This is a genomic window from Pseudoalteromonas sp. SR41-4 (assembly GCF_014163985.1).
Classification (GTDB): Bacteria; Pseudomonadota; Gammaproteobacteria; order Enterobacterales; family Alteromonadaceae; genus Pseudoalteromonas; species Pseudoalteromonas rhizosphaerae.
This window is the reverse complement of the sequence record NZ_JACJEI010000003.1, coordinates 168,167-192,379: the sequence shown is the minus strand read 5'-3', so window position 1 is coordinate 192,379 and position 24,213 is coordinate 168,167. Positions and strand designations below refer to the sequence as shown.

General features: G+C 40.2%; 19 protein-coding genes. 10 read left to right on the top strand and 9 right to left on the bottom strand.

The features are described 5' to 3' along the window. Nucleotides 1-8: 8 nt before the first annotated feature. Entirely contained in the window at nucleotides 9-557 is a 549-nt protein-coding gene (locus H5180_RS03900) for a TIGR00645 family protein (RefSeq protein ID WP_145233766.1), read from the bottom strand. A 227-nt stretch (nucleotides 558-784) separates the two neighbouring features. Between H5180_RS03900 and H5180_RS03895 the strand changes: the two genes are divergently transcribed. Continuing rightward, nucleotides 785-1,027, top strand: a complete 243-nt coding sequence (locus H5180_RS03895; RefSeq protein ID WP_149981038.1) for a hypothetical protein — start codon at nucleotides 785-787, stop codon at nucleotides 1,025-1,027. A 99-nt stretch (nucleotides 1,028-1,126) separates the two neighbouring features. Here the strand turns inward: H5180_RS03895 and topA are convergent, their stop codons facing one another. Both topA and H5180_RS03885 read right to left on the bottom strand, forming a co-directional pair. After that, nucleotides 1,127-3,847: a type I DNA topoisomerase gene (topA, locus tag H5180_RS03890; protein WP_182734784.1), complete on the bottom strand. Its 2,721-nt coding sequence runs from the start codon at nucleotides 3,845-3,847 to the stop codon at nucleotides 1,127-1,129. Between the two features lie 258 nt (nucleotides 3,848-4,105). Further along, nucleotides 4,106-7,975 carry a hypothetical protein gene (locus H5180_RS03885; RefSeq protein ID WP_182757707.1) on the bottom strand — a complete coding sequence of 1,290 codons (3,870 nt, stop codon included), beginning with the start codon at nucleotides 7,973-7,975 and terminating at the stop codon, nucleotides 4,106-4,108. Between the two features lie 204 nt (nucleotides 7,976-8,179). Here H5180_RS03885 and H5180_RS03880 point away from each other — a divergent pair, with 204 nt between their 5' ends. Next, complete coding sequence (locus H5180_RS03880) at nucleotides 8,180-9,511, top strand: dicarboxylate/amino acid:cation symporter (RefSeq protein ID WP_145233756.1); 1,332 nt, start codon at nucleotides 8,180-8,182, stop codon at nucleotides 9,509-9,511. Nucleotides 9,512-9,581: 70 nt separating this feature from the next. On the opposite strand, the gene sohB is transcribed toward H5180_RS03880, so the two are convergent. Together sohB and H5180_RS03870 are read right to left on the bottom strand one after the other, a co-directional pair. Next, nucleotides 9,582-10,598, bottom strand: a complete 1,017-nt coding sequence (gene sohB, locus H5180_RS03875; protein WP_145233753.1) for a protease SohB — start codon at nucleotides 10,596-10,598, stop codon at nucleotides 9,582-9,584. A 96-nt stretch (nucleotides 10,599-10,694) separates the two neighbouring features. Beyond that, on the bottom strand, nucleotides 10,695-13,166 hold the full coding sequence (locus H5180_RS03870) for a VolA/Pla-1 family phospholipase (RefSeq protein ID WP_182730966.1): 2,472 nt from the start codon (nucleotides 13,164-13,166) through the stop codon (nucleotides 10,695-10,697). Nucleotides 13,167-13,416: 250 nt separating this feature from the next. Between H5180_RS03870 and H5180_RS03865 the strand changes: the two genes are divergently transcribed. Then, complete coding sequence (locus H5180_RS03865) at nucleotides 13,417-14,163, top strand: YciK family oxidoreductase (protein ID WP_182734863.1); 747 nt, start codon at nucleotides 13,417-13,419, stop codon at nucleotides 14,161-14,163. A gap of 222 nt (nucleotides 14,164-14,385) precedes the next feature. On the opposite strand, the gene rluB is transcribed toward H5180_RS03865, so the two are convergent. The 3 genes from rluB to H5180_RS03850 all read right to left on the bottom strand — a co-directional run bounded on the left by rluB (nucleotide 14,386) and on the right by H5180_RS03850 (nucleotide 16,443). Next, the gene (gene rluB / locus H5180_RS03860) at nucleotides 14,386-15,255 is read right to left on the bottom strand and encodes a 23S rRNA pseudouridine(2605) synthase RluB (protein ID WP_145233749.1); all 870 of its coding nucleotides are present in this window, start codon (nucleotides 15,253-15,255) and stop codon (nucleotides 14,386-14,388) included. Further along, complete coding sequence (gene scpB, locus H5180_RS03855; protein ID WP_149981032.1) at nucleotides 15,252-15,842, bottom strand: SMC-Scp complex subunit ScpB; 591 nt, start codon at nucleotides 15,840-15,842, stop codon at nucleotides 15,252-15,254. Before scpB ends, rluB begins: the two co-directional genes overlap by 4 nt. Nucleotides 15,843-16,011: 169 nt before the next feature. Further along, complete coding sequence (locus H5180_RS03850; RefSeq protein ID WP_145233745.1) at nucleotides 16,012-16,443, bottom strand: exonuclease III; 432 nt, start codon at nucleotides 16,441-16,443, stop codon at nucleotides 16,012-16,014. Nucleotides 16,444-16,690: 247 nt separating this feature from the next. Here H5180_RS03850 and xthA point away from each other — a divergent pair, with 247 nt between their 5' ends. The 3 genes from xthA to rlmA are packed head-to-tail and all read left to right on the top strand — an operon-like array spanning nucleotide 16,691 to nucleotide 18,983. Beyond that, on the top strand, nucleotides 16,691-17,497 hold the full coding sequence (gene xthA / locus H5180_RS03845) for an exodeoxyribonuclease III (protein WP_145233743.1): 807 nt from the start codon (nucleotides 16,691-16,693) through the stop codon (nucleotides 17,495-17,497). A 29-nt stretch (nucleotides 17,498-17,526) separates the two neighbouring features. Further along, a complete protein-coding gene (locus H5180_RS03840; RefSeq protein WP_182757730.1) occupies nucleotides 17,527-18,174 on the top strand; it encodes an energy-coupling factor ABC transporter permease in 648 nt (215 codons plus the stop codon). After that, nucleotides 18,171-18,983, top strand: a complete 813-nt coding sequence (gene rlmA / locus H5180_RS03835; protein ID WP_145233741.1) for a 23S rRNA (guanine(745)-N(1))-methyltransferase — start codon at nucleotides 18,171-18,173, stop codon at nucleotides 18,981-18,983. Before H5180_RS03840 ends, rlmA begins: the two co-directional genes overlap by 4 nt. Here rlmA and yfbV read toward each other — a convergent pair. After that, nucleotides 18,964-19,410 (bottom strand): terminus macrodomain insulation protein YfbV, encoded by a 447-nt coding sequence (gene yfbV / locus H5180_RS03830; RefSeq protein WP_145234096.1) that lies wholly within the window; start codon nucleotides 19,408-19,410, stop codon nucleotides 18,964-18,966. The genes rlmA and yfbV overlap by 20 nt on opposite strands. A gap of 318 nt (nucleotides 19,411-19,728) precedes the next feature. Between yfbV and H5180_RS03825 the strand changes: the two genes are divergently transcribed. The 4 genes from H5180_RS03825 (at nucleotide 19,729) to H5180_RS03810 (ending at nucleotide 24,210) form a co-directional block, all read left to right on the top strand. Then, nucleotides 19,729-20,940, top strand: a complete 1,212-nt coding sequence (locus H5180_RS03825; protein WP_145233739.1) for an acetate kinase — start codon at nucleotides 19,729-19,731, stop codon at nucleotides 20,938-20,940. Between the two features lie 2 nt (nucleotides 20,941-20,942). Then, nucleotides 20,943-23,093: a phosphate acetyltransferase gene (gene pta / locus H5180_RS03820; RefSeq protein ID WP_182730969.1), complete on the top strand. Its 2,151-nt coding sequence runs from the start codon at nucleotides 20,943-20,945 to the stop codon at nucleotides 23,091-23,093. A gap of 224 nt (nucleotides 23,094-23,317) precedes the next feature. After that, entirely contained in the window at nucleotides 23,318-23,716 is a 399-nt protein-coding gene (locus tag H5180_RS03815) for an ACT domain-containing protein (protein WP_182730970.1), read from the top strand. Next, nucleotides 23,716-24,210 carry a PTS glucose transporter subunit IIA gene (locus tag H5180_RS03810; protein ID WP_145233732.1) on the top strand — a complete coding sequence of 165 codons (495 nt, stop codon included), beginning with the start codon at nucleotides 23,716-23,718 and terminating at the stop codon, nucleotides 24,208-24,210. Before H5180_RS03815 ends, H5180_RS03810 begins: the two co-directional genes overlap by 1 nt. Nucleotides 24,211-24,213 lie beyond the last annotated feature (3 nt).

Sequence of the window (24,213 nt, the reverse complement as noted above, 5' to 3'; positions counted from 1 at the left end):
TCTGCTATTTAATGATTGTGAGTTTTGCTATTTATAAAATCAGTGAGAGCAAATAGCACACCTGATATCACAAAAGTAACATGAATTATTACTTTCCACATCAATTCATCACTTGAGTGACTAGTAGAGCTTATAAACACCTTTAACAGTTCGACTGCAGAAATGGCAACAATTGCGCTGATCAATTTCATTTTAAGACCAGAAAAACCTACTTTACCCATCCATGCAGGGCGATCTTCATGATTACCAATATTTAATTTAGAAACAAAATTTTCATAGCCACTAAAAATAATTATTAATAATAATCCTGCCAGTAATGCGGTATCAACCAAGGTCAAAATACCCACCAGTAGTTGCTCATTAGTAGCGCTAAATGTATTTATCGCCATTTGATACAGGTATTTAAAAAACTTCAAAAGTAACAGTACAATTGCAACGAGTAAGCCTATAAAAAAGGGAGCTAGTAGCCAGCGGGCTCGAAAAATAAAGCTTTCAACAAACTGTTCTAGTTTAGATGCAACACGAGGTGTGGTGTCAGGTAGTTGGCTTTGAGACATAATTATTCCTAAATTGATAGCTGGCGTAAGATAGCATTGATTAACATAAGTTTCTCATTATTTTACCGTCTCTTAGTACATTATATTTGTCTTTACGATAAAAATATTTCGTTATCTTTTATTGTCATTTCGTTTAAGAATCACTTACCAACAGCATGTTGCTTGATTGGATCACTGTTGTTTTTGAATATAAAACAGCAGTCACTACATTTTTTAGGAATACACGAATGAAAAAAGCATTGCTAGCGCTTATCGTAGCGCCATTATTTGCAGTTTATGCAACTTTTGCTGTTGCTGACGATGCTGTTGAAGCTTCCGCCGAAACAATTAAAGAATACACTGAGATGTGTTTAAACTGGGCTAAAGACGACGACATCAGCAATGAAGAGCTTAAACCATACGTACTAAAGTGCGTAAATGATGAACTTGAATCAGAAGGCTATAAAAAAGTCACTGACGTAAAAATCTAACGTCAAAAATGCCTCTAAAGGCATAATTTTTGATATAAAAAAACCGGAATTGACACAAGGGTGTGCATTCCGGTTTTTTTGTTTTCAGAGCTTAGTATTCTACTCAGCGTCCTTTTTTGTTTTTGCAGCGGCTTTTTTAGGTGCGGCTTTCTTGACTGTTGCCTTTTTAGCGGCTGGTTTTTTCTTAGGTGCGGCTTTCTTCTTTGCCTCTTCAACCCACTTTCCTGCATTGAAATGTGCAGTCCAGCCTGTTGCTTTACCGTCAACCTCAGTCATTACATATTGTTCTTTATTCTTACGGCTATAACGAACAATTGCTAAGTTACCATCAGGATCTTTTACTGGTGCATCAGCTAGATAATAAAACTTAGGTGAAATACGATCTCTAAAACGCTGTAACTCTTCCACTTTAGGGGCACGAGTTTCACGTGATTTAGGGAAGGTATTCGCTGCTAAGAAAATACCTGCAGCGCCGTCACGTAGCACAAAGTATGCATCCGATTTTTCACACTCTAATTCTGGTAACTGAACAGGGTCTTCTTTTGGTGGCGCTGCTTCGCCGTTACGCAGTAATTTACGGGTGTTTTTACACTCATCATTACTACAGCCAAAGTATTTACCAAAGCGCCCTGATTTAAGCTGCATATCTGATGAGCATTTATCACATTCAATGATAGGGCCATCATAGCCCTTAATTTTAAACGTGCCCTGCTCAACGACATAGCCCTTACAAGCAGGGTTATTACCACAAACATGTAATTTACGAGTTTCATCTATCAGGTATGAATCCATTGCCGTTTCACAAATTGGGCAACGCTTCATTTGCATCAATGTTTCGGTTTCGACATCTTCAACGTCAGCGGCAACCGCTTCATCACCTGACACTAAGTTCATAGTGGTAGTACAACGTTCTTTTGGCGGTAAATTATAACCTGTACAGCCTAAGAAAACGCCAGTAGAGGCTGTTCGAATACCCATTTTTCTGCCGCATGTTGGACAGTCAATATCAGTTTCGACCATTTCATTTTTACGCATCCCACCTTCATCTTCTTCACCACTGGCTAAAGTCAGTTGTGTAGAAAAATCAGCGTAAAACTTGTCAAGTACCTGTGTCCAGACACGCTCACCTTCAGCGATGTCATCTAACCGGCCTTCCATTTTTGCAGTAAAGTCAAAGTTCATCAGATCAGTAAAGTTCTCAACTAAACGATCGGTGACAATTTCACCCATTTTTTCTGCAAAGAAACGACGGCTTTCAACACGGACATATCCACGATCTTGTATCGTTGAAATAATCGATGCATAGGTAGATGGACGACCAATACCACGCTTTTCAAGTTCTTTTACTAAACTCGCTTCACTAAAGCGTGCTGGCGGCTTAGTAAAATGCTGTTTTGGATCAAGTTCAACAAGGCTTAATATCTCGCCTTCTTTAATAGCTGGTAGTGATTGATCTTCTTCGTTCTTTTTTCGAACTGCTGGTTGTACTTTAGTCCAACCATCAAAACGTAACACCCGTCCTTTGGCTCTTAATTGGAAATCGGCGGCAGTAACAGTTAATGTTGTTAAGTCATATTCAGCAGGGACCATTTGACACGCAACAAATTGACGCCAAATTAACTCATAAAGCTTTTTAGCATCCGGGTCTACGCCATCTAGGTGACCAGATAACACAGTAACACTTGAAGGACGGATCGCCTCATGCGCCTCTTGTGCATTGCCTTTTGAACTATAACTAATAGCTTCTTTTGGTAAATACTTATCACCAAACTGCTGCGAAACATACTCGCGACACATTGCAACTGCATCTTTCGACAAGTTGGTTGAGTCAGTTCGCATATAGGTGATATAACCTGCTTCATACAAACGTTGCGCTAACATCATGGTCTTTTTAACGCCATAGCCTAAACGCGTACTCGCAGCTTGTTGCATTGTTGAAGTAATTAGTGGCGCACTAGGACGACTTTTACTTGGCTTTTCCTCAACACTAACAACTTTATATTCAGCTTGCTCTAAAGATGCAGTAGCTGCCATAGCTTGCGCTTCATTGACTGGCTTAAAGGCTTTATCACCTTGCTTGAACACCTCTAAACGAAGTGCTGACTCTGTATTTTTCACATCGGCATGAATATCCCAGAACTCTTCAGGAATAAACGCTTTAATTTCACGCTCGCGCTCAACTAACAAACGTACTGCGACAGACTGTACTCGTCCAGCGGATAAACCACGGGCAACTTTTTGCCACAATAATGGCGATACCATAAAGCCTACAACACGATCTAAAAAGCGACGAGTCTGCTGGGCATAGACCATGTCGGTATTTAGCTCACCAGGGGCCTCAAAGGCGGCCTGAATGGCATTTTTAGTTATCTCATTGAATACGACACGCTTATACTTTTCTGGCTCTCCACCGATAATTTCTTGCAGGTGCCAAGCAATCGCTTCTCCTTCCCTATCCAAATCCGTTGCGAGATAGATTTGGTCGGCGTTTTCAGCGAGCTTTTGTAATTCTTGAACAACTTTTTCTTTACCTGGTAATACTTCGTAATGTGGCTCCCAGCCTTTATCTGGATCAATCCCCATTCGAGCTACTAAATTTGTATAATCACGCTGTTTTTTGTACGCGGCCTTTTCTTCTGGTGCCATTTTACGTACTTCTGCAGGTGTTTTTACAGCAGCCGTTTTGGTTTTGCCTGAACCGGAGGTAGGAAGATCTCGTACATGCCCAATAGAGGACTTGACGATAAAATCGTTTCCTAAATATTTATTAATTGTTTTAGCCTTAGCAGGAGACTCTACAATTACTAGCGATTTGCCCATAGTTGCCTATTTCTAACCAAGTATTTTAAATGTGTTTTGCCCATTTACGGGCGCGAATATTTATAGGTATATCTACAAACACCAATTGTTACAAGCTTTTAATACAAACTTTTCTGCTTTTAATGAATAATTAAACAATTATTGTCGTTAATTTAGACAAAACGGTGTTTTAAGGTATTTGCAGTGGAATATATAGAATAGCAACAAAAATGCCAACCTTATGGTTGGCATTTATTTTATTTAAATGTTTGAAACTAGCTAACCATCATCACTAATTTGTAATTGTGCAGTGGTATTGTTCTCTTTAGGCGAAGTAAATGAAAGCTTTAAAAATCCAATAGATTTTTTATTCGGCTCCGCTTCACGACTTATAGAAAGGCCAATTAATGCAGCATTTGTTGCTGAAGAATTGCCAATCACAAATCCGTCTGTACCACTGTAATCTCCGTTTTCTGTACTTATCTCAACATTTGTTTCCGCAGCTAACGGGTTATTGTAAATATCAGAGTAATAAAAATTAAAAGATAACGAAGCTAACTGAACACCCGAGTCATAGCTTGCAATATTGAGCTCTGTGATATCACACATTTGATCGTTAACACTCTCCTCAAGACCAAGAATCACCTCAGATGTAGTCCCAACATCATATTGATTAGTGATGTTTTCACAGCTATCAATACTATTGGCTACTCCCAGAGCATTTATTGAAAGATTTCCAGTGGGATTACCAGCGTCATCTAACTCAATTTCAGCTAACGCCGCAGCAAACTTATTACGTAATGATTCTTTGTCAATTACAAAACGGTAATAAACTGTACTGCCGGACATAATAACTTCAAATGAACGGCGTACATCAATAAGCTCTTTATTACACATGTTAGCAGCCTGTGCTGCTTCGGTGCATAATAACCCATTATATTTGCCATCTAGTAATGTATGCATACCGTTAGAGTCTATATCACCTATTGGCTCCTCAAAATGGGCTCCGTTCGTTGCAAACTCACTACATGGATCAGTATCTGAGCCATCTGTACAGCTTTGTGCATCTTTAGTTAATGAAGCTGTCACTGGGTCATAAATTGCCGATAAACCGTCGTAAGTTCCGCTCTCATTATGATCAACGAACGCTTCATTTAAGTCATAGCCTGAATAGTATTCATTGCTATCGAATAGGCCATTACCATTAATATCAATAAAAGACTCTTGCCCTTTAGCTGTAACTAAAACTGTAGCACGTGCCCCAAGCGGTACACCTAATTCATTCGTGTTAGCATTCAAAATCCCATCAATACAAGGCGCAGGGTTATTCTTATATAAATCGCAGTTACGTGTTTCTTCAACCAATCCTGCAAAATTTGCATTTGCATTTAACTGAGTAAGTGTGACGGCATTACTTTGTACAAATGTAGGATTAGTAACGCCAACTATATCCTCCAAATATTTTGCTTTAACACGTAGCAGCTTTTTAGGGTTGTAATCAGATAATTTATTTCCCCATTTATTTTCAGTAAATGGTCTAGGGTTCTGGCTTCGCCATTGCACTGTACATGCACCATCAACAGAGAGACACTCTAGTTGTGGATTGCCCTCTTCACCATCTAAAGTACCAATAGCGCCCCCCTCTGTTGTTAAATACACTGAGGTACCATCTGGAACCGGGTTATTAAAATGGTCTGCAATGAGCACTGTTATATCAAACGTTTCATTATCGTATTGCAAAGTCTCTGTAGCATAGTTAGTAATCGAAGCGGTAAAACTATTATTATCAGGAAGCCCTGTACTAATAGAGAGTAAATCAGACACTGTGATAATTTGCTGATCCAATGATACCAACGACAAGTTACCTGTTGGACAGCTTACTCCTTGGTCACGGTCTGCCTCTGCTTTTTGGCATTGCGTATATACATCTTGCCAGCAAGTTACATTATCATTTTGATCGGCTGGTATTTGCTCATCAGGAATAAAACATGCTTGCACTCGCACTGCCATCGGCACAAAACCTGAATTCACTTGAACTCGGGCCAAGCCAGCAGCATCAGTGTCAACACTATGATGCGATAAACTGATCCCACCATTAGTAGAAGTAAGACGGAAATCTAAGCGTTTACTCGTAACATCTTGGCCAATTTTGTCGATTAATTTAAATGTTAGTTCACTATTTTCTTTACGACCAACACCACCAGTACCCTTTAACGCAATTACATTTTGAGTCGCTGAAATAAATTCAATCGACGCCACATCAGCTTCAGAAACAGGAATATTAACTGACGCTATTTCGGGCGTGCCCCCTGTTAATACTGTTGCAATAACAGTATCACCTTGTGCACTTTTACAGCCATTTGTTCTATATGTTGACGTAGCAATACCACCAATACTGATCACTTTTTCATCAACAATTGATTTGCCACTCTCAACACAACTTGATGTAAACTGAACATCAAAAGGCGTTACGATTAAATCATCATTAGTATCTCTAATTTCAACAGTTATAACGGTTGTTGCACCTGCAGCTAGTGGCTGATATTGACCCTCAATTGGATTACCTAAGCTATCTAATAAATTAGGCAAGCCATTATCTATTGATACTTTTAATTCTGCCGTACTAATTGAAAATGCTTTATTTAGGTTTGTATCTTTTGCTGTAGCAGTTAGAGTACCGGCTCCACTACTTGCTCCTGGTTGTAGTTTTAATAGCGCAAATCCAAAGTTATCAGTTAAGGCTTTTCCTGAATCAGGAAGTAATTGACCTAAATCTGTAGATAACTCAGCAATAATCCCTGAAATACCATCACCACTACTGGTGTCTACAACCTTAATGAGTACGTCAATAAGTGAATCGGATGAAAATGTATTGGTCACTGTACAACCACTAGAAGGGTCTAGCGGATTTAATGCGACAGTATTGCGATTTGTATCCCAATTAGCATTACACCCTTGGAGAAGTTTAATATCTAATTCTGCTTGAGCACTTTCAACCGGAGCATCGTCACCATTTGAAACAAAGCCAGCTGTTTTTGTTATTATCTCGTTACTTTCAGATTCATAGCTTGCAACAACTTGACCAGCTCCTTTGAAGTTGCCACTGCTTAGTGTTACTACGGCTACACCATTCTGATCAGTTAATGCAGTACCTAACTCTGGGGTGATTTTACCCGTGAATTTAGATGTAAAACTAATTAATTGAGAAGCAAGTGGCACACCATCATCTCTTAATGTAGCAGAAACAACACCTTTATTATCTTTACTAACCGGATTTAGCTCTGTAAATACTGCTCCATTTTGATCTAAGATATTTAGCTCTAGAGTTATAGTACCCGAGACCCCTGTATCACTACCCTGGCCACCCGTAGTCTGAAAATCAAAAGTTCCAGAATAAGACTCCCCACCGACATTATAAGTGGCAGTCACTTTACCTGCTCCCGCATCTTTACCTGCAGTAAGTTCGATTGTCGCAATACCATCATTTTGAGTTAATGCTGAGCCCGTTGTGGGCTGTAATAGGCCAATCCCATCTGTCAGCGTGAACAAAATACGCTTGCCAGCGACTATTTCGCCATTTTGCTTTAAAGTTGCTCTTAAGTCTAAAGGCGCTTGACTTGTTACACTATTTGAAATTGCTCCGGTATCTTGGCTATAGCCTTGAAGAGTAACTGTATAAGTGTCTTGGGCTGTACTGTCTTGATCACCTGTCGACGTAAAAGTAAAAGGCTCTGTGGTGTTAAACGTTTCACCATTAATTGTGACCGACGCATTAACGGTACCGGCTCCAGCTGTATTACCCACGGAAAGGTATATTTTAGCGCTACCATCAGTTCCAGTCTTGACAGTGCCTGATTCAGGATCAAGCACACCATATCCGCCATCAGTAGTAAAAGTGACAATTACATTAGGTGCTGCTACACCATCTTTCAATAACTTAGCCACGAGCACTAAACGTTGTTCAGAAGAAACGTCGTTAGCAGCTTCACCAGTGGTTTCTGACAAACCATCAATACTTAGTGTATATGAAGGAGAATCAGTGCCCCCTCCATCAAGGCCTCCACCGTCCTTTTCAAGTGTTCCACCGCCACCACACGCAGTGATAAAAAAACTTAACAGTATGACACTGAGCCATCGCATTAAAGGCATTGCCCTCTCCCTAGCTTTGTTATTAATTATTTAAATAATACATTTACTCAATATTAACCTATAACACGCTTGGAAATCACAACTTTTATTTGTTTTTTGTTGTTTTTTTGATCCATATTTTTTTTTCATATTTATCGATTTTTTCTGTATAAAAATCTGCATGCTGGTAGGCTATGGCAAATTTATAAAAAATAGATTGTTACTATGTCAAAAATCCGTTCAATGAGTTTAACCACCCGTATCATGATAGGTATGTTTCTGGGGGTTGCTGTAGGCTTCATATTCCAAGCAATATTAGCTGGCGAAGACGATTATCTAATCCCACTTGGATTATTCTCTTTGCCAATTAAAGGCTTTTTTGTTGATGGTTTATTTCATATTGGTGGACAAATTTTTATCGCCAGTTTGAAAATGTTAGTTGTACCACTGGTATTTGTTTCACTTGTTTGTGGTACATGTAGCTTAAGTGATCCGAAAAAATTAGGCCGTTTAGGCGGTAAATCAATCGCTCTTTATCTTATTACTACCGCAATTGCAATTACGGTTGCGATTACCTTGGCATTATTAGTTAATCCAGGGGAAGGGATTAACTTACCTTCTGAAGCGACGTATAGCGCAAAAGAAGCACCAACTCTTGCACAAGTAATCATTGGCATGTTCCCAACCAATCCAATTGATGCCATGGCCAGTGGAAACATGTTACAAGTTATTGTATTTGCATTACTATTTGGTATTGCCATGGCACTTGGCGGCAGTGCAGGTAAACGAGTAGCGGTTGTTTTTGAAGATTTAAATACCGTGATTTTAAAATTAGTTACCTTATTAATGAACGTAGCTCCTTATGGGGTATTCTGTTTAATGGCAAAGCTTTTCACTACTATCGAGTTGAACTTGATAGTCAGCTTAGCTAAATATTTTGGTGTTGTTGTGGCTGCATTATTTTTCCATGCATTTATTAATTACAGTTTATTACTGAAATTTTTAACTGGATTAAACCCTGTTATCTTTTTGAAAAAAATGAAGCATGCCTGTTTATTTGCATTTAGCACTTCAAGTTCAAGTGCAACAATGCCTATTACACTTGAAACAGCCACTAAAAAATTAGGGGCAAAAAATTCAGTTGCGTCATTTACAATTCCACTCGGTGCCACTATTAACATGGACGGTACAGCAATCATGCAAGGTGTGGCTACGGTATTTATTGCACAAGTCTTCAGTGTTGATCTAACAATTTCAGATTACTTAATGGTAGTTTTAACCGCCACTTTAGCGTCTGTAGGCACCGCTGGTGTTCCTGGCGTAGGATTAATCATGCTTGCCATGGTCCTGAATCAAGTTGGTTTACCTGTTGAGGGCATTGCCATAATTATTGGCGTTGATAGGTTACTTGATATGACCCGCACAGCGGTCAATGTAACGGGCGATTGCATGGTGACATGTGTAGTGGCTAAATCTGAAGGTGAACTAGATGAGGCCGTATTTAACGACCCTAATGCAGCAAAAGACTTAGAGGATTATCACAAATCAACTGACTAAAGTTGTGCGTGTAAAAATAAAAAAAACCCGCAAATTTGCGGGTTTTTTTATCATTTAATAACGGAAACCTTTATGGGTTTAGCCCTTTTAAACGAGACAATAATGATATACCGGTTTTGTTAACAGTGTTACTCAACCCGATAGCAAGCTTGTCGCTTAAGCTCTTTTTAACTTTATATTTAATTTTATATATTTGTCGCTCATCTTGATACTTAAGCAATGTGTCATCACTGGTTTCTATGGTATCGACTAGACCTTTTTCAAGCGCTTGAGTCGCAAACCAGTGCTCACCTGTTGCCACTAAGTTAATATCTAAACTTGGCCGTTGACTGCTAACAAACTGTTTGAATAAGTCATGAGTTTGCTCTATTTCTTCTTTAAACTTCTCCCGTGCTTTATCTGTATTTTCACCAAATAAAGTTAGGGTACGTTTAAACTCACCCGCAGTGATTTGTTCAAAATCAACATCGTTTTTCTTCAGAATTTTATTAAAATTTGGAATTTGTGCTATCACACCAATAGAGCCAACGATAGCAAACGGTGCGGCAACAATTTCATCAGCGACACAAGCCATCATGTAACCACCACTGGCAGCAACTTTATCAATCGCAACCGTAAGGTGAATACCTCTATTTTTAATGCGTTGTAGCTGGGAAGCAGCAAGTCCATAGCCATGAACCACCCCGCCACCACTTTCTAGCCTAACCAACACTTTGTCTTGCTTAGGATCGGCAATTGCAACAATTGCGGTAATTTCTTCACGTAAGCTATCGACTTCATGAGCATCCATACTACCATTAAAATCAAGTACATATAATCGTGGTTTCGACTGTTCATCAGTGCTTTTTTTAGCATCATTCTTTTGTGCTTTATGGTGTGCTTTTAATGCTTTTTTAGATAAGGTGCTTGCAATAAAATCATTTTTCAAATCATCTAACTGCTCAGAAATATCATCAATCTCAATCTCACCTTTTTTACTTTTAGGCTTTATCGCTGCAGCGACACTAATTAATATTACCGCAGCGGCGGCAATCACAAATGTCGCCGTTTTAGCTAGAAACAGCCCGTACTCATATAGAAATTCCAATCGTATTCTCCAAACAAAAATTTGACCTAATTTACCATTCAAACAAAAAAAAGCCACTTTTCAGTGGCTTTTCATTTATTTTAATACTCTAAAAAGTTAATCAGTGACAATCTCGGTATTTTGAATAGATAACGCACGACCTCGAGTTACTAAGTAAGTTGCAATCTGTAATTGCATTTCACTTGTCGCGGCAGCGCTTCCTTCAGCCGTCGCGCCTGCGGCTGCATTCGGTGCAGGTGTAAGTACTGAGCTGTGATGCCCTTTGGTAAATTTAACTAAATAACTCATACCATCGTCAGTAGGCGCTTGCGACTGGGTTACTGTCGTTAAACCCATTAAGTTAGCAAGTGGCAGTGAGCCTGCAATTGGATTGTTTACAGTCATTGGTGGAATCACTTGGTCTGGTTTATTTCCATTAACTTCTCCATCTCCAACTACCACATTCATATAAACAGGTGTGCCAAGCGCTTTTATAGCAGATGCATAGTTTGTAGGATCCCCGCTATCAAGTGCCGTCTGTGCTGCAAATGAGAACTGACTCATTACACCTTGAATGTTAGCTAGCTTAGTCATTTCACCAGCTGCATTTAACGAAGTGTAATATTCTCCATACCCACATGAAATACTCTCGCTCGTAGAAACTGCTTCACCACAATTTGATACAGCAGAGCTCTCTCTATAAGCTTGGAACTCAGCAGATTCAGATGTCCCAGCTGATAGCAATACTGAGCCTTGAACAAATGGGCCAAAACTCGCCGATTCTAGTAAGAAGCTGGCTATCCCACCACCACCGCTAGCAAGTGCGACGCTATTGACTTTGAACAGACCATCAACTTGGCTATCTAAAGGTGTATTTGCTTGAGTAACAAAAGCGGGAGCAACTACTGAGCCTAATGAATGTCCAATAAACACTACATCAGAAGTGTTAAGTGATGTATCGTTTGTAAAGTTTAGACCAAGACGTAAAGCAAGTAAATCAGCTGCAGACTGTCTTAAATTGTCACGTGCTACTAGTAATGATTGCAAATTCATATACGCCAGGACAGAGCCTGTTGATGCATTAAAATCATCATTACCATCGTCATCCACGTCAATACCACGTTCACCATGCACTGGATGGTCTATTGAGGCCGTTGCAAAGCCTTGAATCGCTAAACTAGCCGTTAATGCCAGCATATCTTCTTTTTTAGAAGTAATACCATGTTGCATTATCACCACCGGCCAACCACCAGCTGGCATTTCAAGTGCCGACATACCAAGACTTTGTGTTCTGATAAAATTTATTACAGGCAAAATAGGTTTTGTTATCTGAACAGTTACTTCTTGCTGGCTTTGCACTTTTGGGATCGGATTGTATTTTGTTAAGTGGCGAGTAATATCAATTTTCGGGTAATCATGTAATCTCCCCTCACTTAAACCTTGGCAAAGCGGCTCATATGGACCAACATCAAACATTGTAGGATCAATTTCATCTTCTTTTCCTGCTTCGCGCAGCGCTTGATCAGCTGCTTGCTGGTTAAGTACGGCAACAGGGCTTGAACACATGCCTTGCCAATATGTGTCAGCCAAATTTGAAATTTCTTTTCCTTCAGGCTGAGATAAATACATAGGTAGTGTCACACTACCTTTTTGATATTGAACACCTGCAAATGCTGGCGAAAGTCCAGTAACACCTTGTGAAGCAAAGACTTGCTCAACCGTTAGCAGTGGTTGCTCTGGGATTTGAACCATTGGTGTTGGCAAGGCTGGGTTTTGCAGGCTTGCTGCTAGTAACTTTTTAATAGTACCAAGTACCGGACCAACAGACTGAATCGTCATCGCCCCACTAAAAATAATATCATCTTTACTAATAGTGCCACCTGACGTGACCACATTTTCATAACTGTTTACCACGCCTTGAAGCGCTAATTGGCTCTCGGTGATCAGTGGGGTCTCTTCACTAACCAAACCATAAGTTGATGAAGGCTCGATAGAACGCCCTAATGAGTCTTTAAGCTCAGTCGTCAGCACATTAATATACGAGCTGCCAGCTTTAAACGGTTTTAATGGAATAATAGCAACCGCATTGCCACTTGCTTTAGTGATGAAATCAACGCCAAAGGTTAATTCACCTAATAGTTTACATCCGGCTCCAGCGGGTACCGCTGCGCAATCTGCATCTGTTAAACTAGCGCCCATAACAACTTCAAAAATACGCACAGATCCCGGCGCACCAGCCGAACTTTCATCAAGGCTAACATTCGCAGGAAAGGTAAGATCTATTTTATAAGGAACTTGGCTAGACCAGCCATCAAGTGCACCTAGTGCCAGGGACGGGTTAGCATAGGCGCTTCTTGGCACTGATACACCATTAGCACTCAACTCACCGGGGATATTAATAGTGCCATCTTTTGTACCACTCATTAATAAATCATTTGGTACTGAAATAACCCCATTTGCAGGATCAAACTTAACTGTAGCTGATGGAATAACTGGTGGTGTATCATTTTTAACATCTTCTAACGTTTCACCGCCGCCACAACCAGCTAGAGCAGCTGTAATTGCAAGTGAGAGTAGCATTTTTTTCATATTGTTTGCTCCGCACGTAATCTTTTTTTTATGTGTGTTGATAAATAAGTGTAGCTAATTTTGTTACTAATTCTTTTAAGTTTTCGCGTAATATTTAGTTAAAATAATGTAATTAGGTTATTAATAAGACATTAGACCAGTTAAAGTTAACGTAAAGTTTCAAATTTCGCCACCTTATTTTGCAATAAATTCGATAACTTGGTGTTTTGCTATGTTAAAATCAATCAAATTGATTTTTTGGACCTTTATTATGCAAACCTATAAAGCGGCTGATAATGCCCTACAAGACAAAGTGATCTTAGTAACTGGTGCAGGTGACGGCATTGGCCGAGTGGCTGCAATAACTTATGCCAAACATGGCGCAACGGTTATATTATTGGGTAAAACCACCAGCAAACTGGAAGCCGTGTACGATGAAATCATTGCCGTTGGCGGGCCAAAGCCTGCGATTGTACCGATGGATTTAAAAGGTGCAAGTAAACAAAACTTTCGTGATTTAGGCGCTACCATTGAACAGCAATTTGGTAAACTAGATGGCTTGCTCAATAATGCAGGAATAATTGGCTCACTGGGTCCACTTGAGCATTTTTGTTCATCAACGTTTGATAACATCATGAAAGTGAATGTTACCGCTCAAGCGATGATTACAAAATATATGTTTCCAGTTTTACGTAAATCTCCAAGTGCTTCAATTATTTTCACCTCTTCTGGGGTTGGTCGCCAAGGTCGTGAGTTTTGGGGCGCGTATGCCATTTCAAAATTTGCAGTTGAAGGAATGATGCAAACATGGGCATGTGAAGTTGGTAAAACGAATATCCGGATAAATTGTATTAATCCCGGCGCCACCCACACAGCTATGCGTGCCAGTGTCTATCCAGGCGAAGATCGCGATAAACTAGCCTGCCCTGAAGACTTAATGCCAACTTATTTATACTTAATGAGTGATGATTCAAAAGACGTCAATGGTCAATCATTAGACGCGCAAACAAAGAAATAATACCAGTCGTGTTAAGTTACTGACCATTTATAGCGACAGATAAATACAGTGATAACAAAGCAGGAATTTTGACATGTAGTTGTTCTACATAAAAAATCCCTAACGCAGTTAGCACTTTATTTAGCCCGCTAGAATGGTTAAATATTTAAGTCGATTGGTATAAACCAAGTACTAAACATAAAAAAGCCGCTAATTAGCGGCTTTTTTAATGCAAGGCAGATATTAACGGCGTTTAGTTTGTTTAACGCGATTATTATGTTTTTTGACTGCTTTACGAATTTGATTAATTTTAGCGCGCTTATCTTTGCGTTTTTCAGGCATAACAGATAATTTTGTTTGCGTTTCACGGCCAAGCTTAACTGTTTTACGTAAGTAATTTACAGTCTCTAAATCTAGCTCAGCCCAACCACCTTGTGGTAGACGTTTATCGAGCTCTAATTTACCATAACGAATACGAATAAGGCGAGAAACCTCAACGTCTTGAGACTGCCATAAACGACGAACTTCACGGTTACGCCCTTCAGTCAGCGTTACATTATACCAGCGGTTAATACCTTCGCCGCCCAGTGGTTTAATAGTAAGAAATTTTGCCATACCATCTTCAAGCTCAACCCCTTTGGTTAAATTTTTGATTGTCTCTGCTGTTACTTCACCAAATACACGTGCTGAATATTCACGCTCTACTTCGTAACTTGGGTGCATTAAGCGGTTAGCAAGCTCACCATCATTGGTGAACAACATTAAACCTGCTGTATTTATATCTAAACGACCAACAGCAATCCAACGTTCACCATCAACGCGCGGCAGGCGGTCAAATACCGTTCTACGTCCTTCAGGATCTTTACGTGTACATAACTCACCTTCAGGTTTGTTATACATAACAACGCGACAGATACGTTCAGCTTTTTCTTCAATTTTTACCGTATGGCCATCAACACGGATCTGGTCGGTTTCTTCAACACGATCACCCAGCTTTGCTACTTTACCATTAACACTGACACGATTTGCATCAATGTATTTTTCCATCTCACGTCGCGAACCTACGCCCGCTCTTGCTAAGACTTTTTGTAACTTTTCACCTTGTATACTCATTCGGATAGTTCTCTCACAGAAGGATCACTCAATAACTGGTCAATTTTACTTTGCTGCTGTTTTGGCAGTGGCGGTAAGTTATCTAAACCTGTTAACGAAAAATAATCTAAAAATTGTTTGGTTGTGGCATATAAAGCGGGCCTACCTGGCACCTCTTTATGACCAACAACATGTATCCACTCACGCTCGAGCAGACTTTTAATAATAGTTGAGCCTACGGTCACTCCACGTACTTGCTCTATCTCGCCCCGAGTTATCGGCTGACGATAAGCAATAAGCGAAAGAGTTTCTAATAGTGCACGGGAATATTTAGGCGCCCGTTCTTGCCAAAGGTTATTTAACCAAGGGGCTAAGCTGGCACACGCCTGAAATCTAAATCCACTACCGACTTCAACTAAGCGAATACCACGGGTTTGATAATGAATTTGGATCTGTTCAATCGCGAGGTTAATACGTGTCATAGACACACTTAACTCAGTTAATACGGTGTCTTTTAAATGCCGTTTACTGACTGGTTTTCCCGCAACAAAAATCGCCGCTTCAATGATCTCAACAAGCTGCTCATCACTGATTCGTTTCGTAGCCATTTTCGTAGCAGATTTTGTCACCATAGGCACCAAGACGTTGCGGTATATTCAGCGCGCTATTATGCCAGATCAATACAAAGGTTGGAAAAGTTATTCTATAAAAATGTAAAATAGCAGCGATTAAAGCGCTGCTATTGTAGATAAACGAGCTAGTGCGTTACATTTTTAATCAAATTGTCGCACCTTGATATCGTTTCACAAACTCAGTAACCACTTCACCATTACAAATCAATGAGTTTAAGTTTGCTATTTTTTCTTTCACTGGAGCCAAACCTTGCTTCAAGGCAGTAATACATAGCTGTGTTTCTGCCTGTGAGTTTTTAGCAAACACTTCAATTACTTTTTCTTGGCGAACTTTATCATCCACTTTTTTTGCAATATCACGAATATCATCACCATTACACAAAATACTTTTTGAATAACGTGATAAATACACCCCGTGCTGGGCTGCAACTTTGCGTGCTGCAGTAAATCCTTCGTTAGCACTGATTGAGCATAATTTAGATTCAATTTTATGATCAGCATTATAATAATGTGCTGCACTGGCAGTCTCAGAGAAAGCAGTCGCTGCGACGAATAATGCTAATAATTGTAGTTTCATGATTTACCTTTAAGTGGAGTTATATTGTGAGCAATTTTTGCGCATTATATAGACCGAAGTTTACAAATCAACCGAATTATCTATTTAATTTTTTATTTAAAAAAGCGTTAACAATGTTTAATCAAAATTCATACTTTGTTCAACAATTGAGCGGCTTATTATTATAAATAAGCGCATGTACCATACGCTAATTGATGGTAGAATTTGCCATAATCTGCAAAAGATAACTCTAATTAAAGGTCAAGCCATGAAAGTAATTTCATTTAACATTAACGGGCTGAGAGCTCGTCTGCACCAATTACAAGCAATCATAGATAAACATCAGCCTGATATAATCGGCTTACAAGAAATAAAAGTACATGATGAAGCTTTCCCACTCGAAGATGTTCAAAATATGGGTTACCACGTTTATTTTCATGGTCAAAAAGCACATTATGGCGTAGCTATGTTATGCAAAACTGAACCTAAGTCTGTGGTTAAAGGATTCGCAACAGATACTGATGAATCACAAAAGCGCATGATCAGCGTCACTGTTAGCCAAGAAAATGGCCGTGATCTAACCGTAATGAATGGCTATTTTCCACAAGGCGATAACATTACTCATGAAACAAAATTTCCGTATAAGCGACAGTTCTACCGTGATCTAATGACTCACTTACAAAGCCACCACAGTAACGACGAGGATGTCATTGTCATGGGCGACATCAATATTTCTCCTACTGATCTTGATATTGGCATTGGTGAGGTTAATCGCAAGCGTTGGTTAAAAACTGGCAAATGTTCATTCCAGCCTGAAGAACGTCAATGGCTTGCAACCTTGCTAGATTGGGGCTTTACAGACACCTTCCGTGAACTTCACCCAGACACAAGCGAACAGTACTCTTGGTTTGATTATCGCTCTCGAGGCTTTGATGATAATCGTGGTCTACGCATTGACGTTATCCTAGCGACTCCAACTTTGGCTACTCGTTGTATTGAAGCGGGAATTGACTATGAATTACGTGGTATTGAAAAGCCATCAGATCATGCGCCAATATGGTCAACCTTTAGTTAACGCTAATGGATAAGCTAACGACAATCCCGATAATAAGCATTGAACTTCAGGCAATTGCTTGGCTTGTTATCGGCTGTATTTTTTGGTCGAGTGTCAATAAGTCACACTACCAACATTTAATAACCACGCCAGCCCGTCAAACAGGCCTATTTGTCTGTGCGTTAGCATTTGCCTTATTGTGGCGAATTAAAGCCGGCATATTACCCGGTCTTGAACTGCATATTTTAGGTGTAACTGCCATAACGCTTATTTTAGGCTGGCGCTTTGCATTATTGAGCGCCACCCTAGCAAGTCTGCTATTAACGGCTTTCAATCAAATAAGCATTGCGCAATTACCTATCCACTTATTGTTAACCGCTTACTTACCCATTTTAGTCAGTTATGGGGTATTTATACTGTGTTATAACCTATTACCACGGCATTTTTTCATTTACATTTTTGTATGTACTTTTATTTGCGCCGCTTTCATCGCCTGCTTTAAGATTATCACCATTAGCTTATTTTATTATTTAACCGGCAATTACAATTGGTTTGAATTAAGTGAAAACTATCTCTATTTATGTGTCATTATTTGCTTTCCTGAAGCGATGTTAAACGGCATGGCCATTACCCTATTGATCACCTATCGCCCACATTGGGTAAAAACATTTTATGATAAGGATTACCTAGACTCATGAGTCTCGATTACCAATGCCCGCTCTGCCAACAATCGCTTGAGTTACATGCCAAAGTGCTAAAATGTATTAACAACCATAGCTTTGATACTGCAAAAGAAGGCTATGTGAATTTATTACCTGTGCAACAAAAGAACTCTAAGCAACCTGGCGATAATCTTGACATGGTACAAGCAAGGCGTGCTTTTTTAACCACTGGGCACTACCAGTTTTTACAACATGCAGTTGCACAGCGAGTTGCTCTGCAAGCACCACAACAGGTAATTGATTTAGGGTGCGGGGAAGGTTTTTATACTCATGCGATTGCCAATGCATGTACTGCACACGTTTATGGCGTCGATATATCAAAATCAGCAGTTAAATATGCTGCAAAGCGATACAGTAATTGTAATTTTAGCGTTGCATCAATCAGCCAAGCTCCATTTAATGATGGCTCAGCAGATGTATTAGTGAGTATTTTTGCCCCATTATTTGATGCTGAATTGGCTCGATTAGCAAAACCAGACGCTACATTGGTAGTTGCAAGCCCTGGCCCTTGGCATTTAAAAGAACTCAAGCACTATATTTACCGAGACGTCAATGCGCATACACCGATTGCTGCGCCTGTAGGGTTTGAGCTTATAGAGCAAACATTATTAGAACAACAGATAAGCTTGCCATTTAAAGATGTGAAGAACTTGATCACTATGACTCCCTTTGCTTGGAAGTTTCGTCCTGAACATTGGCAACAACTAGAACAACAAGGTGAGCAAGTCGTCACCCTGTCATTTTATGTTAGTCAATTTAAACGTGTTACAGATTCTCTCGGGTAAACGCGCGGTCCATTTTATCAAACATATCATTGAGTAAATGGGCCAACTCTGCATAACGTGGTTTATCTTTAGGGACATGCCCTTGGTAGCCATTGGCTACCATTTTCGTATGAAGCTCTTTATACCAATGCTCCATCGCAGGCTCAAGTACAGTATCTGCACGCTTGCCTAACCACAGCAATCCCTGTAGCGGTAGAGATAAAAAAAACAACGCGATAGCGACTGCTTGAGGTAAAAAACTGCTGCCTAAATAATTAATTTGCATAAATAAAGTGAGCATTGCCAAAATCGGCATTACTGTAATTGCCAGCTCGGTGGCTTTGATCACTCTAAACTCCGTGAACAGAGGCGCTAATTCTTTACGCATAGGCCATTTTTTTGCATATTCACGACCAGTTTGGACTTGTGACATCACACTTTTTTGCATCATGACTCCTAGGTGTCGCTGGTATATTTATTAATGTTACCGCAATGAGTGTATCATATTCACGGTAACATTCCTGTGTAAAATCCCTTCCACCTTTTTCATCCAAAACGTGTTTTTGATCATGGTTTAAACTTACCTTAAAACAATTAATGAGTTAAAATAAGCGCACGTTAAGTCAACTAGACTTTAGTATAGTCATTACAGATATCCATAGCAATTTATCGACCAATGACTCTTTTACTTTAATCACTATGCTCGAGTACTTGGTTATATAACAACTAAGCTTAATGCGCAATTGTCAAAAAATGGGATCCTGTTATGTCTTCGCAATCATCACCTCATCATGTTCTTGTACTGAACTGTGGAAGTTCGAGTTTAAAATTCGCTATTTTAGATGCCACCACATCTGAAGAAATCATTTCAGGTCTTGCTGAACGCCTAGGCTCATCGTCGCCATCTGTGAAATACAAATACCTTGGCAAAAAACAACTGATTGAACTTGCGCCTAATCAAGCTCACAGTGCGGCAATCGATACCTTAGTTAGCCTTATTAACGAACACCATTTAGCTGAAAACCTTATTGCAGTAGGTCATCGCGTGGTTCACGGCGGCGAGCACTTTACTAAATCGGTACTGATTGACGACGATGTAATTAAAGGAATCACTCAAGCCGCTACGCTTGCGCCATTACATGGGCACGCTAATTTATTAGGCATTGCTGCGGCGCAAGCATCATTCAAGGGACTACCGCAAGTAGCAGTGTTTGATACCGCGTTTCATCAAACCATGGGCAATGTTGCCTATTTATATGCCCTCCCTTATAAACTTTATACTGATTATGGTGTTAGACGTTACGGCTTTCATGGTACCAGCCATTATTATGTTGCAGGTCAAACAGCAGTCCTTTTAAACCAGCCTATTGAGCAAAGTAATTTTATCAGCGCTCACTTAGGTAATGGCTGCTCTGTGTGTGCAATTAAAAATGGCAAAAGTGTTGATACCAGCATGGGCTTAACTCCACTAGAAGGCTTAATGATGGGCACCCGCAGCGGAGATATTGATCCGGGTTTATTTAACTTTTTAACCACCCAACTTAACTACGATGCACAACAAATTGATGACTTATTAAACCAACAAAGTGGCTTACTGGGTATCAGTGAACTTTCTAATGACTGTCGTACAATAGAAGAAGCTGCTGTTGCAGGAAATGAAAAAGCCATTTTAGCATTGGAGATGTTTTGTTATCGTTTAGCAAAACAAATAGCCGCATTTATGGTGCCATTGCAACGCCTTGATGCGTTAATTTTTACCGGTGGTATTGGTGAAAACTCCGATATTATTCGTGATAAAGTAATAACACAACTGAGCTATCTTGGCCTTGATTGCGACAGTACAGCCAACCTTGCAGCCCGATTTGGCACACAAGGGGTTATCAGCAGTAATAATGCAAAAACAAAAGCAGTAGTAATGCCAACAAATGAAGAGTGGGTCATTGCTCTTGATGCCGCCTCAATTGCACAGGAGTTATAATTATGGCACGTCGAATTATGCTAGTACCTATCTCTACTGGGGTTGGTTTAACATCGGTCTCAGTCGGATTAGTGCGTGCGTTAGAACAAAAAGCGGTCAAAGTTAATTTTTTCAAGCCCATAGCCCAGCCTCGCTCAGGTGAAACGGGCCCTGAAAAATCAACACAAATTGTCACCCAAGGCTCACCTATTACACCACCTACTCCTTTTGCGCTTGATTATGCAGAGCAAATGATCGGGGATGGAAAAGGTGATGATTTACTTGAAGAAATTGTTGAGCGCTTTGAAAATGCCATAGGCAACGATGTAGTCGCAATTATCGAAGGTATGGTCCCTACTCGCCGCCAACCTTATGCAGGTAGAGTAAACCGCGAAATAGCACAAACTCTCGGCGCTGACATTGTGTTTGTGCTCACTCCTGGTAATGACAGTAACGATCAAATTGAAGACCGCCTAGAAATTGCAGCCGGGTATTATGGCAGTGTTGACCATGCCCGCGTATTAGGCTGTATTTTTAATAAAGTAAATGCACCACTGGATGATGAAGGCAGAGCACGCGCAGATCTCGTAGAAGCACATAAACCCGACGAGCTTGACAATGAGCTCAATCGCTTAGCATCTTTACCTATTTTTAGAAAACATCCGTTTATGTTACTTGGCTCGATCCCATGGGATTTTGAGCTGGTTGCTCCGCGCGTTAAAGATTTATGTGCGTATTTAAAAGCTGACGTGATCAACGAAGGTGATATGGCTCATCGTCGTCTACGCCGCGTAACATTTTGTGCCAGAACAGTGTCAAATATCTTAAATCATTTTACCCCAGGCGCACTGCTGGTGACCCCTGGCGATCGTTCAGATGTGTTAGTTGCGGCCTGTTTATCAGCCATGAATGGCACTAAATTAGGAGCTATCTTATTAACTGGTGGTTTTAAACCTGAGCCACGGATCATGACCTTGTGCGAACAAGCGATGGCCACTGGCCTGCCAATCCTCAGTACAGATGCTGACACCTGGCGTACTTCATTGCTACTGCATAACTTTAATATGGAAGTACCGTGCGATGACGTACAACGAATTGATAAAGTAAAGCATCATAATGCCAGCCATATTGATTCTGACTGGTTAGATACGCTTGCTAAAAGTGTCGGCAAAACTCGTAAAATGTCACCTCCAGCATTTCGTTATTTACTCACGGATAAAGCCCGCCAAGCGGCAAAAACTATAGTGTTACCTGAAGGCAATGAGCCTCGAACAATAAAAGCCGCCGCTATTTGCGGTCAACGTGGTATTGCGAAGACCATTCTATTGGGCGATCGAGAAGAAATTGAACGTATCGCTATACAACAAGGTGTTGAGCTAAACGAAAATGTAACCATTATCGAACCTCATGATGTGATCAACGACTATGTTGCGCCTATGGTTGATATTCGTAGAAACAAAGGCCTGACTGAAGTGGTTGCCCTTGAACAGCTCCAAGACAACGTTGTGCTTGGCACTATGATGTTAGAGCGTGGTCAAGTCGATGGTCTGGTCTCGGGTGCAGTAAATACAACCGCCAACACCATTCGTCCGCCGCTGCAATTAATAAAAACAGCACCAGGGTCATCATTAGTCTCGTCGGTGTTTTTTATGTTGCTACCTGATCAAGTACTGGTATACGGGGATTGTGCCATTAATCCTGATCCAACCGCTGAGCAATTAGCCGATATTGCCATTCAATCTGCAGACTCAGCCGCCGCATTTGGTATTGAGCCACGAGTAGCGATGATAAGCTACAGCACCGGCACGTCAGGCACTGGGGCTGATGTAGAAAAAGTCCGTCTGGCAACAAAGTTAGCGCAACAAAAACGCCCTGATCTGATCATCGATGGTCCTTTACAATATGATGCGGCGATTATGGAAAATGTCGCACTTAAAAAAGCACCAAATAGCCCAGTGGCTGGTAAAGCGACGGTGTTTATATTTCCAGACTTAAATACCGGTAATACCACTTATAAAGCGGTGCAACGAAGTGCTGATTTGATAAGTATCGGCCCAATGTTGCAAGGTATGCGCAAACCCGTCAATGACTTAAGCCGCGGTGCTTTGGTTGATGATATTGTCTATACCATTGCGCTTACTGCTATCCAAGCGGCACAAGCCGAAAATATTTAACACCATGGGTAAAGTGATTTCATGATGATCACTTTACCCTGTGCATTTCTTTAGCTAATAAAAATTATGAATAAAATAAATAGCTTAGCGTTGTTATACCTCCCTATTCCCAACCTTATCCACAGAAATTGTGGACAACATTGCTCTTTTATTTAAGTAAGATAATCTATACTATTGATCAGTATACACAGATGGGAAGTCTCACAATTAAAAAAGGGGTAGCAATGTCTAAGCAAACGTTACAACTGCATAGTACGGCCTTTACCATTCATAGCCTTGATGTTGATAGCGAGATCCCCGCTGCTTTATTCAAACAATCAATGTTTATTATCGCCAAAACCAACGATGAGTTATCTATTGTTTGCCCTAGCCAGTTCGCCATTGAAAGCCTTGATGCTGAGCACGATTGGCGCGCGTTAGAAGTGATCGGTCCACTTGGTTTTTCATTAACCGGAATAATGGCAAATATTTCTGGAGTTTTAGCCACAGCAAATATCTCTATTTTTGCTATTTCAACCTACGACACCGATTACGTTTTAGTAAAACAACAGCGTATTAAAGATGCCATCAGCGCGTTAAAAAAAGATGGCTATCAGTTTCTCAATGAGCCCAAATTAACATAATGAAATACACGGATATTAGTTATTTACCACAACGTCAGTTAGCGGCTAACAGTATTGCAATTTGTAGCCCTTTTAGTGGTAAAGTTGCCCCATTAAGCGAGCACCCAGAACCCTTCTTTAGCTACGGCACACTTGGCCCAGGGATAATGGTTGCCCTGAGCAATCATAAAATATTAGCGCCCTTTGATGGTACATTAATGCAAGTAAAAAATGCCGGTACTGAATTTATTTTACAAGCCAACAATGGCTTAAAAGTGCTTCTAAATTTATATTTAGACCAACAGCAACACATTAAACACACTCATATAGCCCAACTCAACGGCAGTAAAATAACCAAAGGGCAACGGCTCGCTTATTTTGATCTTAGAGATCTCAATAGCCCCTTACTTGCCAGCCTTATTTTACTTAACGGGCATCAACTTAAACCAATACATTATTCTTTATCTCAGGTTACAGCTGGGGTAGATACTCTTTTAACACTAACTAAGAAGTAATTA

Coding starts and splice junctions, on each gene's coding strand:
- H5180_RS03900 (WP_145233766.1), bottom strand. CDS start 557: ATGTCTCAAAGCCAACTACCTGACACCACACCTCGTGTTGCATCTAAA.
- H5180_RS03895 (WP_149981038.1), top strand. CDS start 785: ATGAAAAAAGCATTGCTAGCGCTTATCGTAGCGCCATTATTTGCAGTT.
- topA (WP_182734784.1), bottom strand. CDS start 3,847: ATGGGCAAATCGCTAGTAATTGTAGAGTCTCCTGCTAAGGCTAAAACA.
- H5180_RS03885 (WP_182757707.1), bottom strand. CDS start 7,975: ATGCCTTTAATGCGATGGCTCAGTGTCATACTGTTAAGTTTTTTTATC.
- H5180_RS03880 (WP_145233756.1), top strand. CDS start 8,180: ATGTCAAAAATCCGTTCAATGAGTTTAACCACCCGTATCATGATAGGT.
- H5180_RS03870 (WP_182730966.1), bottom strand. CDS start 13,166: ATGAAAAAAATGCTACTCTCACTTGCAATTACAGCTGCTCTAGCTGGT.
- H5180_RS03865 (WP_182734863.1), top strand. CDS start 13,417: ATGCAAACCTATAAAGCGGCTGATAATGCCCTACAAGACAAAGTGATC.
- rluB (WP_145233749.1), bottom strand. CDS start 15,255: ATGAGTATACAAGGTGAAAAGTTACAAAAAGTCTTAGCAAGAGCGGGC.
- scpB (WP_149981032.1), bottom strand. CDS start 15,842: ATGGCTACGAAACGAATCAGTGATGAGCAGCTTGTTGAGATCATTGAA.
- H5180_RS03850 (WP_145233745.1), bottom strand. CDS start 16,443: ATGAAACTACAATTATTAGCATTATTCGTCGCAGCGACTGCTTTCTCT.
- xthA (WP_145233743.1), top strand. CDS start 16,691: ATGAAAGTAATTTCATTTAACATTAACGGGCTGAGAGCTCGTCTGCAC.
- rlmA (WP_145233741.1), top strand. CDS start 18,171: ATGAGTCTCGATTACCAATGCCCGCTCTGCCAACAATCGCTTGAGTTA.
- yfbV (WP_145234096.1), bottom strand. CDS start 19,410: ATGCAAAAAAGTGTGATGTCACAAGTCCAAACTGGTCGTGAATATGCA.
- H5180_RS03825 (WP_145233739.1), top strand. CDS start 19,729: ATGTCTTCGCAATCATCACCTCATCATGTTCTTGTACTGAACTGTGGA.
- pta (WP_182730969.1), top strand. CDS start 20,943: ATGGCACGTCGAATTATGCTAGTACCTATCTCTACTGGGGTTGGTTTA.
- H5180_RS03815 (WP_182730970.1), top strand. CDS start 23,318: ATGTCTAAGCAAACGTTACAACTGCATAGTACGGCCTTTACCATTCAT.
- H5180_RS03810 (WP_145233732.1), top strand. CDS start 23,716: ATGAAATACACGGATATTAGTTATTTACCACAACGTCAGTTAGCGGCT.